The organism is Pseudomonas sp. NPDC086112, assembly GCF_044746425.1.
Taxonomy (GTDB): domain Bacteria; phylum Pseudomonadota; class Gammaproteobacteria; order Pseudomonadales; family Pseudomonadaceae; genus Aquipseudomonas.
Genome location: NZ_JBIVCD010000013.1, coordinates 134418 through 149389, shown reverse-complemented (window position 1 = coordinate 149389; position 14972 = coordinate 134418). Strand labels below are relative to the sequence as shown.

18 protein-coding genes are annotated in these 14972 nt (G+C 58.4%); 17 read left to right on the top strand and 1 reads right to left on the bottom strand.

The genetic code is table 11. The features are described from left to right. Positions 1-47: 47 nt before the first annotated feature. Positions 48-398 carry a 50S ribosomal protein L19 gene (gene rplS, locus ACIPLA_RS12525; RefSeq protein WP_401173292.1) on the top strand — a complete coding sequence of 117 codons (351 nt, stop codon included), beginning with the start codon at positions 48-50 and terminating at the stop codon, positions 396-398. Positions 399-702: 304 nt separating this feature from the next. Here rplS and suhB read toward each other — a convergent pair whose 3' ends face one another. Then, on the bottom strand, positions 703-1521 hold the full coding sequence (gene suhB / locus ACIPLA_RS12520; protein ID WP_038981724.1) for an inositol-phosphate phosphatase: 819 nt from the start codon (positions 1519-1521) through the stop codon (positions 703-705). Between the two features lie 146 nt (positions 1522-1667). On the opposite strand from suhB, the gene trmJ reads away from it, so the two are divergent. The 16 genes from trmJ to hisS all read left to right on the top strand — a co-directional run. Beyond that, positions 1668-2438, top strand: coding sequence for a tRNA (cytosine(32)/uridine(32)-2'-O)-methyltransferase TrmJ (gene trmJ, locus ACIPLA_RS12515; RefSeq protein WP_105340219.1), 771 nt, complete (start codon positions 1668-1670; stop codon positions 2436-2438). A 2-nt stretch (positions 2439-2440) separates the two neighbouring features. Next, positions 2441-3217, top strand: coding sequence for a serine O-acetyltransferase (cysE, locus tag ACIPLA_RS12510; RefSeq protein WP_401173290.1), 777 nt, complete (start codon positions 2441-2443; stop codon positions 3215-3217). Between the two features lie 239 nt (positions 3218-3456). After that, entirely contained in the window at positions 3457-3948 is a 492-nt protein-coding gene (gene iscR / locus ACIPLA_RS12505) for a Fe-S cluster assembly transcriptional regulator IscR (protein WP_007903581.1), read from the top strand. 50 nt (positions 3949-3998) lie between these two features. Next, entirely contained in the window at positions 3999-5213 is a 1215-nt protein-coding gene (locus ACIPLA_RS12500) for an IscS subfamily cysteine desulfurase (RefSeq protein ID WP_123494405.1), read from the top strand. A gap of 85 nt (positions 5214-5298) precedes the next feature. Beyond that, a complete protein-coding gene (gene iscU, locus ACIPLA_RS12495; protein ID WP_003443374.1) occupies positions 5299-5685 on the top strand; it encodes a Fe-S cluster assembly scaffold IscU in 387 nt (128 codons plus the stop codon). Positions 5686-5719: 34 nt separating this feature from the next. Beyond that, the gene (gene iscA / locus ACIPLA_RS12490) at positions 5720-6043 is read left to right on the top strand and encodes an iron-sulfur cluster assembly protein IscA (protein ID WP_007903589.1); all 324 of its coding nucleotides are present in this window, start codon (positions 5720-5722) and stop codon (positions 6041-6043) included. Positions 6044-6051: 8 nt separating this feature from the next. Next, positions 6052-6573 (top strand): co-chaperone HscB, encoded by a 522-nt coding sequence (gene hscB / locus ACIPLA_RS12485; RefSeq protein ID WP_095632456.1) that lies wholly within the window; start codon positions 6052-6054, stop codon positions 6571-6573. A gap of 51 nt (positions 6574-6624) precedes the next feature. Then, positions 6625-8490 carry a Fe-S protein assembly chaperone HscA gene (gene hscA, locus ACIPLA_RS12480; RefSeq protein WP_401173298.1) on the top strand — a complete coding sequence of 622 codons (1866 nt, stop codon included), beginning with the start codon at positions 6625-6627 and terminating at the stop codon, positions 8488-8490. Further along, complete coding sequence (fdx, locus tag ACIPLA_RS12475) at positions 8490-8831, top strand: ISC system 2Fe-2S type ferredoxin (protein WP_007903596.1); 342 nt, start codon at positions 8490-8492, stop codon at positions 8829-8831. Before hscA ends, fdx begins: the two co-directional genes overlap by 1 nt. A gap of 14 nt (positions 8832-8845) precedes the next feature. Further along, on the top strand, positions 8846-9046 hold the full coding sequence (iscX, locus tag ACIPLA_RS12470) for a Fe-S cluster assembly protein IscX (RefSeq protein WP_007903597.1): 201 nt from the start codon (positions 8846-8848) through the stop codon (positions 9044-9046). 92 nt (positions 9047-9138) lie between these two features. After that, positions 9139-9564, top strand: coding sequence for a nucleoside-diphosphate kinase (gene ndk, locus ACIPLA_RS12465; protein WP_007903599.1), 426 nt, complete (start codon positions 9139-9141; stop codon positions 9562-9564). A 28-nt stretch (positions 9565-9592) separates the two neighbouring features. Then, a complete protein-coding gene (rlmN, locus tag ACIPLA_RS12460; RefSeq protein WP_007903600.1) occupies positions 9593-10741 on the top strand; it encodes a 23S rRNA (adenine(2503)-C(2))-methyltransferase RlmN in 1149 nt (382 codons plus the stop codon). Between the two features lie 12 nt (positions 10742-10753). Beyond that, on the top strand, positions 10754-11512 hold the full coding sequence (gene pilW, locus ACIPLA_RS12455) for a type IV pilus biogenesis/stability protein PilW (RefSeq protein WP_007903601.1): 759 nt from the start codon (positions 10754-10756) through the stop codon (positions 11510-11512). Beyond that, positions 11512-12561 carry a RodZ domain-containing protein gene (locus ACIPLA_RS12450; RefSeq protein WP_401173286.1) on the top strand — a complete coding sequence of 350 codons (1050 nt, stop codon included), beginning with the start codon at positions 11512-11514 and terminating at the stop codon, positions 12559-12561. Before pilW ends, ACIPLA_RS12450 begins: the two co-directional genes overlap by 1 nt. Before the next feature lie 2 nt (positions 12562-12563). Further along, positions 12564-13673: a flavodoxin-dependent (E)-4-hydroxy-3-methylbut-2-enyl-diphosphate synthase gene (gene ispG / locus ACIPLA_RS12445; protein ID WP_008070966.1), complete on the top strand. Its 1110-nt coding sequence runs from the start codon at positions 12564-12566 to the stop codon at positions 13671-13673. Between the two features lie 37 nt (positions 13674-13710). Then, positions 13711-14972: histidine--tRNA ligase (gene hisS / locus ACIPLA_RS12440; protein ID WP_401173285.1), on the top strand; the 1262-nt coding region annotated here is incomplete at its 3' end.

Sequence of the window (14972 nt, the reverse complement as noted above, 5' to 3'; positions counted from 1 at the left end):
AACAACGTATCGATGGTAGATCAGACGATTTACCTTCGGAGCACAGCATGAATAACAAAATCATCCTTGCACTCGAAGCAGCGAAGATGACCAAAGAGATCCCTACCTTTGCCCCGGGCGACACCATTGTCGTTCAGGTGAAAGTGAAGGAAGGCGATCGTTCGCGTCTGCAAGCGTTCGAAGGCGTAGTTATCGCCAAGCGTAACCGCGGCGTAAACAGTGCTTTCACCGTTCGTAAAATCTCCAACGGTGTTGGCGTAGAGCGTACTTTCCAGACCTACAGCCCGCAAATCGACAGCATGGCCGTTAAGCGTCGCGGTGACGTGCGTAAAGCCAAGCTGTACTACCTGCGTGACCTGTCCGGTAAAGCAGCTCGCATCAAGGAAAAACTGGCTTAAGTCCAGCTTCCGATGCGCAAGAGTCAGCCTGTTCAGGCTGGCTCTTCAAGAAAATGCCTCGTATCGAAAGATACGGGGCATTTTTCGTTATGGTGCGGAACCTGTAGGAGCGAGGCGTGCCCGCGAAGAGGGTGTGTCGATCGACATTGATGTTGCCTGGTACGTCGTCTTCGCGAGCAAGCCCGCTTCCACGCGGGTCGTGGCGTTAAGGTGGAAGACTTTTTCCGCACAAAAGCAAACGCCCCGAACAAGTCGGGGCGTTTGATTGAAGTGCTGCGGCTTTTTGAGCGTGGGCGCTTAGCGCTTAGCGCTTCAGCGAAGCTGGCAGGTGCGGCTGGATCGCCGTCAGTACTGCCTTGAAGCACTTGGTGTTGCCGGCGACGATGTGGCCTTTCTCAAGGAAGTCGTGACCGCCGGTGAAGTCGCTCACCAAGCCGCCGGCTTCCTGGATCAGCAGGGCGCCTGCAGCCATGTCCCACTCGGACAGGCCTGACTCCCAGAACGCATCGAAACGGCCGGCGGCCACATAGGCCAGGTCCAGACTCGCTGCGCCAGCACGGCGGATGCCGGCGGTCTGGCCAACCAGGGCGCGGAACATGCCTAGGTAGTTGTCGAGGTTGTCCATCTGGTCGTCACGGAACGGGAAGCCGGTACCCAGCAGGGCGCCGTCCAGGCTGGTGCGACCGCTGACGCGTAGGCGACGACCGTTCAGTTGGGCGCCGCGACCACGGCTGGCGGTGAATTCTTCCTGGCGAACCGGGTCCAGAACAACAGCGTGCTCCAGGCGGCCGCGGTATTTGCAGGCAATGCTGACAGCGAAGTGAGGAATGCCGCGCAGGAAGTTGGTGGTGCCATCCAGTGGATCAATGATCCACAGGTACTCTTCGCCTTCGATGCCGCTACCGGCGTGCATGCCGGTTTCTTCACCCATGATCGAGTGATTCGGGTAGGCCTTGCGCAGCGCATCGATGATTTTCTGTTCGGCGGCGCGATCCACCTCGGATACGTAATCCTTGGCGTCTTTTTCGTCGACCTTGATGGTATCCAGGCGCTCGATGGAGCGGAAAATCAATTCACTGGCGCTGCGGGCGGCGCGCAGCGCGATATTCAGCATGGGCTGCATGGATGTGTCACCTAAGGTTGTTAAAGAAAGCCGGGCATTCTATCAGAAAGTTTCTACAGGTGAAGGTCGGTGTTCGCTTTCATAGCTTAACGGTAGGTTGAGCTGTAAGATTCTGCTCCCTATTAAAGTGTTCGAGAGCGTCTCCCTTGCTGCAAAACATTCGTGTCGTCCTGGTCAATACCAGTCACCCCGGCAATATTGGTGGGGCTGCGCGTGCCATGAAGAACATGGGCCTGTCGCGGCTGGTGCTGGTCGAACCGCGGTTGTTCCCGCATCACGAGGCCGATGCGCGTGCGTCTGGTGCCGGGGATATCCTTGAAAACGCGCAAGTCGTCGCCACTCTGGAAGATGCCTTGGTCGGCTGCAATCTGGTGCTCGGTACGAGTGCTCGTGATCGTCGCATTCCCTGGCCATTGCTCGATCCCCGCGAATGCGGTGTGAAGGTGGTAGAGGAGGCGGGGCAGGGCGCCGAGATCGCGTTGGTGTTCGGTCGTGAAGATTCCGGCCTGACCAATGAAGAGCTGCAGCGATGTCATTATCACGTGCACATCCCATCAGACCCTGAGTTCAGTTCGCTGAACCTTGGGGCGGCGGTGCAGGTGTTGAGCTATGAAGTGCGCATGTCCTGGCTGGCGGCTCAAGGTCAGCCGAGCAAGGTCGAGAAGGAAGAAGTGGCGTCCACCAAGAGTGGTGAGCTGGCGACCATGGATGAGCTGGAGCGATTCTATGAGCACCTGGAGCAAACCCTGGTGGCCATCGAATTCCTAGATCCGGAAAAACCACGGCACTTGATGGCGCGCCTGCGCCGGTTGTACGGACGCAGCTCGGTCAGCCGGGCGGAAATGAATATATTGCGTGGCATCCTCACGGAAACCCAGAAAGCGGCCCGTGGCGAGCTTCTAAAGCGGAAGGATTAATGATGTTCGAGCGTTTGCGTGAAGATATCCAAAGTGTTTTCCATCGTGACCCGGCGGCGCGTAATGCTTTTGAGGTTCTGACGTGCTATCCGGGCATGCACGCCATCTGGATCCATCGCCTGTCGTCAGTGTTGTGGGGCATGGGCTGGAAATGGCTGGCGCGTCTGGTGTCGAACTTCGGTCGCTGGTTGACCGGGATCGAGATTCATCCGGGTGCCAAGGTCGGTCGTCGTTTCTTTATTGACCACGGCATGGGCATCGTTATCGGTGAGACTGCCGAGATCGGCAACGATGTCACCCTGTATCAAGGCGTGACCCTTGGCGGCACCAGCTGGAACAAGGGCAAGCGTCACCCGACTCTGGAAGATGGCGTGGTAGTTGGGGCGGGTGCCAAGGTGCTCGGCCCGTTTACGGTGGGTGCCGGGGCCAAGGTGGGTTCCAATGCCGTGGTCACCAAGGCGGTGCCGCCCGGGGCGACAGTGGTTGGGATTCCGGGGCGGATCATCGTCAAGTCCGATGAAGAGCAGGACGCCAAGCGCAAGGCCATGGCCGAGAAGATCGGTTTCGACGCCTACGGTGTCGGCGAAGACATGCCGGACCCGGTGGCTCGAGCTATTAACCAGTTGCTCGATCATCTGCAGGCTGTAGATGGTCGACTTGAAGGGATGTGTGGGGCGCTGAAGGACCTGGGTAGCAATTACTGTGCGAAAGATCTGCCTGAGCTGCGCGAAGAAGACTTTGCCTGTGTGAAGGACAAGGATCAGAGTCAGGCCGGCTAAACCGTGTCAGTTTCTTCGCGGGCAAGCCTCGCTCCTACATGAGTCGCGCTGCCTCTGTAGGAGCGAGGCTTGCCCGCGAAGAACGATAACGCGCAATTGCTGGCTGTACGCCGCCAGCCTTTGCTATGATACGCGCGCTCTTTTGCGGGTAAACCTGAGTAAAGCACTAGGTCTTATAGTTGACTTAAATACTCGGGAATTGCATACTCGCCCCATTCCGAATTCCGTGGTAATTGTCCATGCGACTGACTACAAAAGGCCGATACGCCGTGACCGCCATGCTTGACCTGGCGTTGCATGCGCAGCACGGGCCGGTGTCCCTGGCCGATATCTCCGAGCGCCAAGGTATCTCCCTGTCCTACCTCGAGCAGCTTTTTGCCAAATTGCGCCGCAGCAATCTGGTGTCCAGTGTTCGCGGTCCAGGCGGTGGTTACCAGCTGTCCCGAGACATGCAGGGCATCCAGGTCGCCCAGGTGATCGATGCGGTCAACGAATCGGTCGATGCAACCAAATGCCAGGGCCAAGGTGATTGCCATCAAGGCGACACCTGTCTGACCCACCACTTGTGGTGCGATCTGAGTCTGCAGATTCACGAATTTCTGAGCGGTATCAGCTTGGCTGACCTTGTAACTCGCCGTGAGGTGCAAGAAGTAGCCCAGCGTCAGGACCAGCGTCGTTGCAACAGCAAGGCGCCACGCCTGGACAAGATTGAAGCGTCCGCCGTCGAATGACAGCCAAAGAGCTAGCGGCACGCCAGCCAGCCTGATTTAGGAGATAGTCCATGAAATTGCCGATTTACCTTGATTACTCTGCGACGACCCCGGTTGATCCACGTGTCGCGCAAAAGATGAGTGAATGCCTGCTGGTCGACGGAAACTTCGGTAACCCGGCGTCCCGTTCCCACGTGTTCGGCTGGAAAGCTGAAGAGTCCGTCGAGAACGCTCGCCGTCAGGTCGCTGACCTGGTTAACGCCGACCCGCGTGAAATCGTCTGGACCTCCGGTGCCACCGAGTCCGACAACCTGGCAATCAAGGGGGCGGCGCATTTCTACGCCACCAAAGGCAAGCACCTGATCACCACCAAGATTGAGCACAAGGCTGTCCTCGACACCATGCGCCAACTGGAACGTGAAGGTTTCGAAGTGACCTACCTCGATCCTCGCGAAGATGGTCTGGTCACTCCAGAGATGGTCGAAGCTGCCCTGCGCGACGACACTATCCTGGTGTCGATCATGCACGTGAACAACGAAATCGGCACCATCAACGACATCGCTGCCATCGGCGAACTGACCCGCTCCAAGGGGATCCTGTTCCACGTCGACGCCGCTCAGTCCACCGGCAAGGTCGAGATCGACCTGTCGAAACTGAAAGTCGACATGATGTCGTTCTCTGCCCACAAAACCTACGGCCCTAAAGGCATCGGCGCGCTGTACGTCAGCCGCAAGCCGCGTGTTCGCATCGAAGCGACCATGCACGGCGGCGGTCACGAGCGCGGCATGCGTTCCGGCACCCTGGCGACCCACCAGATCGTTGGCATGGGCGAAGCTTTCCGTGTGGCCAAGGAAGACATGGCCGCCGAGAACGTCCGTATCAAAGCCCTGAGCGACCGCTTCTTCAAGCAGGTCGAAGGCCTGGAAGAGCTGTACGTCAACGGCAGCATGACCGCCCGCGTACCGCACAACCTGAACCTGAGCTTCAACTACGTTGAAGGCGAATCGCTGATCATGGCGCTCAAGGATCTGGCGGTTTCGTCCGGTTCGGCCTGCACCTCGGCGTCGCTTGAGCCTTCGTACGTACTGCGCGCCCTGGGCCGCAACGACGAACTGGCACACAGCTCGATTCGCTTCACCTTCGGCCGTTTCACCACCGAAGAAGAAATCGACTACGCCGCGCAGAAAGTCTGCGAGGCCGTTACCAAGCTGCGCACTCTCTCGCCGCTGTGGGACATGTACAAAGATGGCGTCGACATTTCGAAAATCGAGTGGGCGGCGCACTGATATTCAAGTCGCCGCAACCGGGCTCTGCTAATCCACGATTGGCAGGGCTTCAAGAGCGACTCCTGATGAGTGAGGATTAAGAATCATGGCTTACAGCGAAAAGGTCATCGACCACTACGAGAACCCGCGCAACGTCGGCAAGATGGACGCGGAAGATCCTGATGTCGGCACCGGCATGGTCGGCGCTCCGGCGTGCGGCGACGTGATGCGCCTGCAGATCAAGGTCAACGAACAAGGCATCATCGAAGACGCCAAGTTCAAGACTTACGGTTGCGGTTCGGCGATCGCCTCCAGCTCCCTGGCGACCGAGTGGATGAAAGGCAAGACTCTGGATGAAGCAGAGACCATCAAGAACACTCAGCTGGCCGAAGAACTGGCGCTGCCGCCAGTGAAAATTCACTGCTCCGTACTTGCTGAAGACGCTATCAAAGCGGCCGTTCGCGACTACAAGCAGAAGAAAGGCTTGATCTGACTTTCAAGATTTGGCGACGAGTAAGGAGTCACCGATGGCTATCAGCATGACAGAAGCGGCTGCTCAACACGTGCGACGCTCCCTCAACGGGCGCGGCAAAGGTGAAGGGATTCGTCTGGGTGTTCGCACCACAGGCTGTTCCGGCCTTGCCTACGTGCTGGAGTTTGTCGACGAGGTGGTGGCAGAGGATCAGGTGTTCGAAAGTCACGGCGAGAAAGTGATCATCGACCCGAAAAGCCTCGCTTACCTGGACGGCACCGAACTCGATTTCGTCAAGGAAGGGTTGAACGAAGGCTTCAAGTTCAACAATCCCAACGTTCGCGGTGAATGTGGCTGCGGCGAAAGCTTCAACATCTGAGGCTGCTTGTGGGTACTCCTTGTCATTTCGCTTTATTTGAGCTGAAACCGAGCTTCCGTCTGGATCTCGATCAGTTGGCCACGCGCTACCGTGAGTTGGCGCGCGGTGTTCATCCGGACCGCTTTGCCGACGCTTCCGAGCGTGAGCAGCGGCTGGCGCTCGAGCAATCCGCGAGCCTCAACGAGGCCTACCAGACGCTCAAAAGCCCCCCAAAACGCGCGCGATACTTGCTTGCGTTGAGTGGTGGCGAGTTGCCGCTGGAGGTCACGGTGCATGATCCGGAGTTTCTTCTGCAGCAGATGGAATTGCGTGAAGAACTCGAAGACCTGCAAGACAGCGCCGATCTGGCCGGCATTGCCGTGTTCAAGCGCCGCTTGAAGATCGCGCAGGATGAACTGAACGAAAGCTTCGCAGCCTGTTGGGATGATGCAGCGCAACGTGAACGGGCCGAACGCCTGATGCGGCGCATGCAGTTTCTCGACAAGCTCACCTACGAAGTGCGCCAGTTAGAAGAGCGCCTCGACGATTAACCCAGTGCCGCTCCGGTCGCACGCCTGATCTCCAGATAATTACTGATGACGATGGCCCTACTGCAGATCGCCGAACCCGGCCAAAGTCCTCAACCGCACCAGCGTCGTCTGGCTGTGGGGATCGACTTGGGCACTACCAATTCGCTGGTCGCTGCGTTGCGCAGTGGTCTTTCCGAGCCTCTGGCCGACGCGCAAGGGCAGGTCATCCTGCCGTCTGCCGTGCGCTATCACGCCGATCGCGTCGAAGTCGGCGAGTCGGCCAAACTGGCCGCTGCGTCCGATCCTTTGAACACGGTGATGTCGGTCAAGCGCTTGATGGGTCGTGGTCTGTCCGACGTCAAGCAATTGGGCGATCAACTGCCGTACCGTTTTGTCGATGGCGAGTCGCACATGCCGTTCATCGACACGGTGCAAGGTCCGAAAAGCCCGGTCGAAGTTTCCGCCGATATCCTCAAGGTACTGCGTCAGCGCGCTGAAGCGACCTTGGGTGGCGAGTTGGTTGGCGCGGTGATCACCGTTCCGGCTTATTTCGATGATGCTCAGCGTCAAGCCACCAAGGATGCGGCCAAGCTGGCCGGCCTGAACGTGCTGCGTTTGCTCAATGAGCCAACCGCCGCCGCCGTCGCTTACGGTCTGGATCAGCACGCCGAAGGCCTGGTCGCGATTTATGACCTGGGCGGCGGTACCTTCGATATTTCGATTTTGCGCCTGACCGGCGGTGTGTTCGAAGTGCTGGCCACCGGCGGCGACAGCGCCCTGGGTGGCGATGACTTTGACCATGCTATTGCTGGCTGGATCATCGAGAGCGCCGGTCTGTCGGCCGACCTCGATCCGGGTACGCAGCGCCATCTGCTGCAAATCGCGTGTGCAGCCAAAGAAGCCTTGACCAATTGCTCGTCCATCGAAGTTGCTTATGGCGACTGGAAGGCCGAGCTGACCCGTGACGCCTTCAATGCGCTGATCGAGCCGATGGTCGCTCGCAGCCTGAAAGCCTGCCGTCGCGCGGTGCGTGATTCCGGTATCGAGCTGGAAGACGTACACGCTGTGGTCATGGTCGGCGGCTCGACGCGTGTGCCTCGCGTCCGCGAAGCTGTTGCGCAGGCCTTCGGTCGCGAGCCGTTGACCGAAATCGATCCGGATCAAGTCGTGGCCATCGGTGCCGCGATTCAGGCCGATACCCTGGCCGGCAACAAGCGTGACGGCGGCGAACTGCTGTTGCTCGACGTGATTCCGTTGTCCCTGGGGCTGGAAACCATGGGCGGTCTGATGGAGAAGGTGATTCCGCGCAACACCACCATCCCCGTCGCCCGGGCCCAGGACTTCACCACGTATAAAGATGGCCAGTCGGCCATGGCTATCCACGTATTGCAGGGTGAGCGCGAGCTGATCAGCGATTGCCGCTCCCTGGCCCGTTTCGAATTGCGCGGTATTCCGGCGATGGTGGCCGGTGCGGCGAAGATTCGCGTGACCTTCCAGGTCGACGCCGACGGTCTGCTCAGTGTCTCGGCCCGCGAATTGGGTTCGGGCGTCGAAGCCAGCATCCAGGTCAAACCGTCCTACGGCCTGACCGACGGCGAAATTGCCAAAATGCTCAAGGATTCGTTCCAGCACGCCAACGATGACAAGGTCGCTCGGGTATTGCGTGAGCAGCAGGTCGATGCCCAGCGCCTGATCGAGGCGGTGCAGGGCGCTCTGGAAGTTGACGGCGAACGCCTGCTCGACGCCGAAGAGCGCATGGTCATCGAATTGCAGATGCAGGAACTGACCGAATTGATGAAAGGCACCGATGGTTACGCCATCGAGCAGCAGACCAAGCGTCTGTCGCAAGTGACCGATGCCTTTGCTGCCCGCCGCCTGGACTCTACGGTGAAAGCCGCTCTGGCGGGGCGCAACCTGAATGAAATCGAGGATAACTGATGCCGCAGGTCATTTTTCTGCCACACGAGAAGTTCTGCCCGGAAGGCATGGTTGTAGAGGCTGAGCCTGGTATTTCCATTCTCGAACTGGCCCATGAACATCATATCGAGATGGAAAGCGCCTGTGGCGGCGTCTGCGCCTGCACCACTTGTCACTGCATCGTTCGCGAAGGTTTCGATTCGCTGGAAGAGGCCGATGAGCTGGAAGAAGACTTTCTTGATCGGGCATGGGGTCTGGAAGCGCAATCTCGTCTAGCCTGTCAGGCGATCGTCGGGACAGAAGACCTGACCATCGAGATTCCGAAATATTCGCTCAACCATGCAGCCGAAGCGCCGCACTGATTCAAGGAACCGACATGAGTCTGAAATGGGTTGATGTGCTTGAAATCGCGATCCAGCTGGCTGAGTCCAGGCCGGAAGTGGATCCGCGTTATGTGAACTTCGTCGATCTGCACCAATGGGTGCTGGCATTGCCGGAGTTCAGTGATGATCCGACCCGCGGTGGCGAGAAGGTGCTTGAAGCCATTCAGGCCGCCTGGATCGAAGAAGCAGACTGATTCTGCACCGTACGTCGTTAGGCAATACCAAAGAACCCGCGTATAATTCGCGGGTTTAATTTTTCGCAAATTACCGTTTCTGGAGTTACACCATGGCTGTTCAACGTACTTTCTCCATCATCAAGCCTGACGCTGTTGCAAAAAACGTTATCGGCGAGATCACCACTCGTTTCGAAAAAGCTGGCCTGCGCGTTGTAGCTTCGAAACTGAAGCAACTGTCCAAAGCTGAAGCTGAAGGCTTCTACGCTGAGCACAGCGCTCGTGGTTTCTTCAACGACCTGGTTGCTTTCATGATCTCCGGTCCGGTTGTCGTTCAGGTTCTGGAAGGCGAAAACGCTATCGCTCTGAACCGTGAGCTGATGGGCGCTACCAACCCTAAAGAAGCTGCTGCCGGCACCATCCGTGCTGACTTCGCTGATTCCATCGACGCCAACGCTGTACACGGTTCGGACTCCGAAGCCGCTGCTGCTCGCGAAATCTCGTACTTCTTCGCAGCTACTGAAGTAACCACTCGCTAAGCATTGGCTTAAGAGTGAAGGTGAATCCATGACTACATCGACTGTAAAAACCAACCTGCTGGGTCTGACTCAACAGGAAATGGAAAAATTCTTCGACTCAATCGGGGAGAAGCGTTTCCGTGCCGGTCAGGTAATGAAATGGATTCACCACCTTGGCGTTGATGATTTCGACGCCATGACGAACGTCAGCAAGGCCTTGCGCGACAAGCTCAAGGCCATTGCTGAAGTCCGCGGCCCCGAAGTGGTCAGCGAGGACATCTCCACCGATGGCACCCGTAAATGGGTAGTACGCGTGGCGTCCGGTAGCTGCGTCGAGACCGTGTACATTCCCCAGGGCAAACGCGGCACTCTGTGCGTTTCGTCCCAGGCAGGCTGTGCCCTGGATTGCAGTTTCTGCTCCACCGGCAAGCAAGGTTTCAACAGCAACCTCACCGCCGCCGAAGTGATCGGTCAGGTGTGGATTGCCAATAAATCGTTCGGCAGCATCCCGGCGACCGCCGACCGTGCCATCACCAACGTGGTGATGATGGGCATGGGTGAGCCGCTGCTGAACTTCGACAACGTCGTGGCCGCCATGCATCTGATGATGGATGACCTGGGCTACGGGATATCCAAGCGCCGTGTGACCCTGTCGACTTCGGGTGTGGTGCCGATGATCGATGAGCTGTCCAAGCACATCGACGTGTCCCTGGCGTTGTCGCTGCACGCACCGAATGACGCATTGCGTAACCAATTGGTGCCGATCAACAAGAAATATCCGCTTAAGATGCTGCTCGAGTCGTGCCAGCGCTACATGTCGTCCCTGGGCGAAAAGCGCGTGCTGACCATCGAGTACACCTTGCTCAAGGACATCAACGACAAGGTTGAACACGCCGTTGAGATGATTGAGCTACTCAAGAACATCCCGTGCAAGATCAACCTGATTCCGTTCAACCCGTTCCCGCATTCCGGTTACGAGCGTCCGAGCAACAATGCGATTCGTCGTTTCCAGGATCAGCTTCACCATGCAGGCTTCAACGTCACCGTACGCACCACCCGCGGTGAAGACATCGATGCCGCGTGTGGCCAATTGGTAGGGCAGGTGCTGGATCGCACCCGTCGCAGCGAACGTTATATCGCCGTGCGCGAGTTGAGCGCCGAAAACGATATCGCAACGAACGCCGCGAACAATAATTAAGAGAGGATCTCTATGTCCCTGCGCTTCGCGCTGCTTGTGCTGTTGGCCAGCCTCTGTGCTGGTTGTGTCCTGTCGGGCGATTTCAACCCGATGAAGACCAGCAAGGGCCGTGATGAAGCGCGTGCTGCCTACGTGCAGCTGGGCTTGGGTTATTTGCAACAGGGCATGACCGAGCGCGCCAAAGTCCCGTTGAAGAAGGCTTTGGATCTGGATAGCTCGGATCCTGACGCCAATGCTGCCCTGGGGCTGGTGTTCCAGGCTGAGATGGAGCCGGAACTGGCCGATCAGCATTTTCGCAAGGCGCTGTCTTCTCGTCCCGCCGATGCGCGAATCCTGAACAACTACGGCAGTTTTCTTTTCGAAGAGAAACGTTACAAAGAAGCGTATGAACGCTTCGAACAGGCCGCCGCCGATACTTTGTATCCTGAGCGTTCACGGGTTTTCGAAAACCTGGGCATGACTGCTTCAAAGCTAGGCCAGCGTGATCTGGCCCGCCAGCAACTGGAAAAAGCCCTGCGTCTGAATCGCCAACAGCCACGTGCATTGCTGGAAATGGCTGAGTTGTCTTACGAAGACAGGCATTATGTGCCCGCGCGTGACTATTACGACCGTTTTAGCCTGCTTACCGAGCAAAATGCACGTAGTCTATTGCTCGGCGTTCGGCTGGCAAAAGTGTTCGAAGATCGCGACAAGGCCGCCAGTTTCGGCCTGCAATTAAAACGACTCTATCCCGGTACGCCGGAATATCAGCAATACCTGTCGGAGCAATGATGAAAGCGGCGCATCCCGAAGTTGTAGCAGCGAATCGCGTTAACCCCGGTGAGACTTTGCGCCAGGCCCGCGAAAGCAATGGCTGGTCGCTGGCCGAAGTGGCCCTCAAGCTCAACCTCACCGTCAATTCCCTGAGCAATCTGGAAGCCGGCGCTTTCGACAAGCTGCCTGGTCACACCTTTGCTCGTGGCTATATTCGCGCGTATGCCAAATTGCTCGGCATGGACCAAACCGTTCTGGTCCAGCAGTTCGACCAATCCACCGGCACCGACTCCCATGGCAGCAACGTCCACAGCCTGGGGCGTATCGAAGAGCCGGTTCGGGTTTCCCACACTATTTTGCGAATTGTCAGCCTGCTGTTGCTGCTTGCGGTGATTGGCGGTGGTTTTATCTGGTGGCAGGATCAAACTTCACTGCGTACCAAAGACCTGATTGGCCTGGCGCCGGAACACGTTGAAGTCGAAGGCGCTGACGGCACCACCCAGATCCATCCACTGGACGAGCCGGAAGATCAGGCCGTTGCACAAGGTCAGGCTGAAGGGGAAACACCGCTTGCGCTGCCTCAGGCCGAGACTTCGACCGAGGAGCCAGTCAGTGCCGAAACGAGCGCACCGGTTCCAGCGCCAGTCGCTTCAGCAGTAGCGCCTGCGGCTGCGGCCCACAGCACTGCTCCGGTTGTCGCGACACCGGCGACACCGGCCCCGGCTGTTCCCGCTGTACCGGCACCGGTTATCTCTGCTCCAATTGCTCCGACCGCCTCGGCTCCAGCTCCGGCAGCTCCGGCAGCTCCGGCAGCTCCGGTGGCCGGCCAAGGCCAGGTTCAACTGCAATTCACCGCCGATTGCTGGACGCAAGTGACCGATGGCACCGGCAAGGTGCTGTTGAGTGGTCTGAAGCGTAAAGGCGAAAATGTTTCCGTTAGCGGCAAGCCGCCCTTTTCCGTGCGTCTGGGCTTCGCCCGTGGTGCGCAGGTCAGCTACAACGGGCAGGTGGTTGATGTCGCTCCGTTCACCAGTGGCGAGACTGCTCGCCTGAAGTTGGGTCAATAGTCATGCACGGCGAATCTCCAATCAAACGTCGCGAATCCCGCAAGATCTGGGTCGGCAACGTGCCCGTGGGCGGCGATGCGCCTATCGCTGTGCAGAGCATGACCAACAGCGACACCAATGACGTGGCCGCTACCGTGGCCCAGATCAATCGTCTGGAAGCCGCTGGCGTCGATATCGTGCGGGTTTCCGTGCCGGACATGGACGCCGCAGAAGCCTTCGGCAAGATCAAGCAATTGGTCAAAGTGCCGTTGGTGGCCGACATCCATTTCGACTACAAGATCGCTTTGCGCGTCGCCGAACTGGGCGTGGATTGCCTGCGGATCAACCCGGGCAACATCGGTCGTGAAGACCGCGTGCGTGCGGTGGTCGATGCCGCCCGTGATCGCGGGATTCCGATCCGCATCGGCGTCAACGCCGGTTCCCTGGAAAAAGACCTGCAAAAGAAATATGGCGAGCCGACGCCCGCTGCGCTGGTCGAGTCCGCCTTGCGTCACGTCGAACACCTCGAACGCCTGAATTTCCAGGACTTCAAGGTCAGCGTGAAAGCCTCCGACGTGTTCATGGCCGTCGCCGCCTACCGCTTGCTGGCCAAGGAAATCGTTCAGCCGCTGCACTTGGGCATCACTGAAGCCGGTGGTTTGCGCTCAGGCACAGTGAAATCCGCCGTGGGCCTCGGTATGCTGCTCGCCGAAGGGATTGGCGATACTATTCGCATCTCGTTGGCGGCCGACCCGGTCGAGGAAGTGAAAGTCGGCTACGACATTCTCAAATCCCTGCACCTGCGTTCCCGTGGCATTAACTTCATCGCTTGCCCGAGCTGCTCGCGGCAGAACTTCGATGTGGTCAAAACCATGAACGAGCTGGAAGGGCGCCTCGAAGACCTGCTGGTGCCGCTGGATGTCGCGGTAATCGGTTGCGTGGTCAATGGACCGGGCGAAGCCAAGGAAGCCCATATCGGCTTGACCGGCGGCACGCCAAACCTGATTTACATCGACGGCAAGCCGGCGCAGAAACTGACTAATGACAATCTGGTGGATGAGCTTGAACGCTTGATCCGTCAGAAAGCGGCCGAAAAGGTCGAAGCCGACGCAGCGGTAATCGCTCGCGGCTGAGCCTGACTAAAGAGCCGAACGAATTTAAGGATTTATAGTGAGCAAGTCTCTGCAAGCCATTCGTGGCATGAACGACATCCTGCCCGAGCAGACTCCCCTGTGGCGTCATTTCGAAGGCACCGTCTCGCGTTTGCTGGATAACTACGGTTACAAGCAGATCCGCATGCCGATCGTCGAGTTCACCGAGCTGTTCAAGCGCTCCATTGGTGAAGTAACCGACATCGTCGAAAAAGAGATGTACACCTTCGAAGATCGCAACGGCGATTCCCTGACCCTGCGCCCTGAAGGCACAGCGGCCTGCGTGCGTGCGGTGCTCGAGCACGGCATCACCGGCGGCGGTCAGGTGCAGAAGCTCTGGTACATCGGCCCGATGTTCCGTCACGAACGTCCACAGAAAGGTCGTTATCGCCAGTTCCACCAGATCGGTTGCGAAGTCTTCAACCTCGACGGTCCGGACATCGACGCCGAGCTGATCGTGCTGACCTGGCGCCTGTGGGGCGAGCTGGGTATCCGTGATGCGGTCAAGCTCGAACTCAACAGCCTGGGCACCAGCGAGTCCCGTGGTCGTTATCGTGAAGCACTGGTCGACTACCTGTCCGCTCGCCTGGATCAACTGGACGAAGACAGCCAGCGCCGTCTGAAGACCAACCCGCTGCGGGTTCTGGATACCAAGAATCCCGACACTCAAGCGGCGTTGGCCGACGCGCCGAAGATGGCCGACTACCTCGACGAAGAGTCCCGCGTGCACTTCGAGGGCCTCAAGGCTCGCCTGGATGCCGCCGGCATTCCTTATGTGATCAACCCGAAGCTGGTTCGCGGGCTGGATTACTACAGCAAGACCGTTTTCGAATGGGTCACCGACAAGTTGGGCGCCCAAGGCACTGTGTGTGCCGGTGGTCGCTACGACGGTCTGGTGGAGCAGATGGGCGGCAAGCCGACCACGGGCGTTGGCTTCGCCATGGGCATCGAGCGTCTGGTGCTGCTGCTTGAAACCCTGGAGCAGATTCCCGAAGAAATCTCCCGTCAGGTCGATGTCTACCTCTGCGCCTTCGGTGAAGCCGCCGAGCTGGCCGGCTTGGCCCTGAGCGAGCGTGTTCGTGATCAATTGCCCAACCTGCGTCTGCAAGTCAATGCCGGCGCCGGAAGCTTCAAAAGCCAGTTCAAGAAAGCCGACAAGAGCGGTGCGCTGTACGCATTGATCCTCGGTGACGACGAAATGGCCCAGCAAGTGGTAGGTTTCCCTCGCCGCCTTCAAGGGCCGCACCATCCATACCTACCACACCGAAGGTGCCGGCGGCG

Coding starts and splice junctions, on each gene's coding strand:
- rplS (WP_401173292.1), top strand. CDS start 48: ATGAATAACAAAATCATCCTTGCACTCGAAGCAGCGAAGATGACCAAA.
- suhB (WP_038981724.1), bottom strand. CDS start 1,521: ATGCAGCCCATGCTGAATATCGCGCTGCGCGCCGCCCGCAGCGCCAGT.
- cysE (WP_401173290.1), top strand. CDS start 2,441: ATGTTCGAGCGTTTGCGTGAAGATATCCAAAGTGTTTTCCATCGTGAC.
- iscR (WP_007903581.1), top strand. CDS start 3,457: ATGCGACTGACTACAAAAGGCCGATACGCCGTGACCGCCATGCTTGAC.
- ACIPLA_RS12500 (WP_123494405.1), top strand. CDS start 3,999: ATGAAATTGCCGATTTACCTTGATTACTCTGCGACGACCCCGGTTGAT.
- iscU (WP_003443374.1), top strand. CDS start 5,299: ATGGCTTACAGCGAAAAGGTCATCGACCACTACGAGAACCCGCGCAAC.
- iscA (WP_007903589.1), top strand. CDS start 5,720: ATGGCTATCAGCATGACAGAAGCGGCTGCTCAACACGTGCGACGCTCC.
- hscA (WP_401173298.1), top strand. CDS start 6,625: ATGGCCCTACTGCAGATCGCCGAACCCGGCCAAAGTCCTCAACCGCAC.
- fdx (WP_007903596.1), top strand. CDS start 8,490: ATGCCGCAGGTCATTTTTCTGCCACACGAGAAGTTCTGCCCGGAAGGC.
- iscX (WP_007903597.1), top strand. CDS start 8,846: ATGAGTCTGAAATGGGTTGATGTGCTTGAAATCGCGATCCAGCTGGCT.
- ndk (WP_007903599.1), top strand. CDS start 9,139: ATGGCTGTTCAACGTACTTTCTCCATCATCAAGCCTGACGCTGTTGCA.
- rlmN (WP_007903600.1), top strand. CDS start 9,593: ATGACTACATCGACTGTAAAAACCAACCTGCTGGGTCTGACTCAACAG.
- pilW (WP_007903601.1), top strand. CDS start 10,754: ATGTCCCTGCGCTTCGCGCTGCTTGTGCTGTTGGCCAGCCTCTGTGCT.
- ACIPLA_RS12450 (WP_401173286.1), top strand. CDS start 11,512: ATGAAAGCGGCGCATCCCGAAGTTGTAGCAGCGAATCGCGTTAACCCC.
- ispG (WP_008070966.1), top strand. CDS start 12,564: ATGCACGGCGAATCTCCAATCAAACGTCGCGAATCCCGCAAGATCTGG.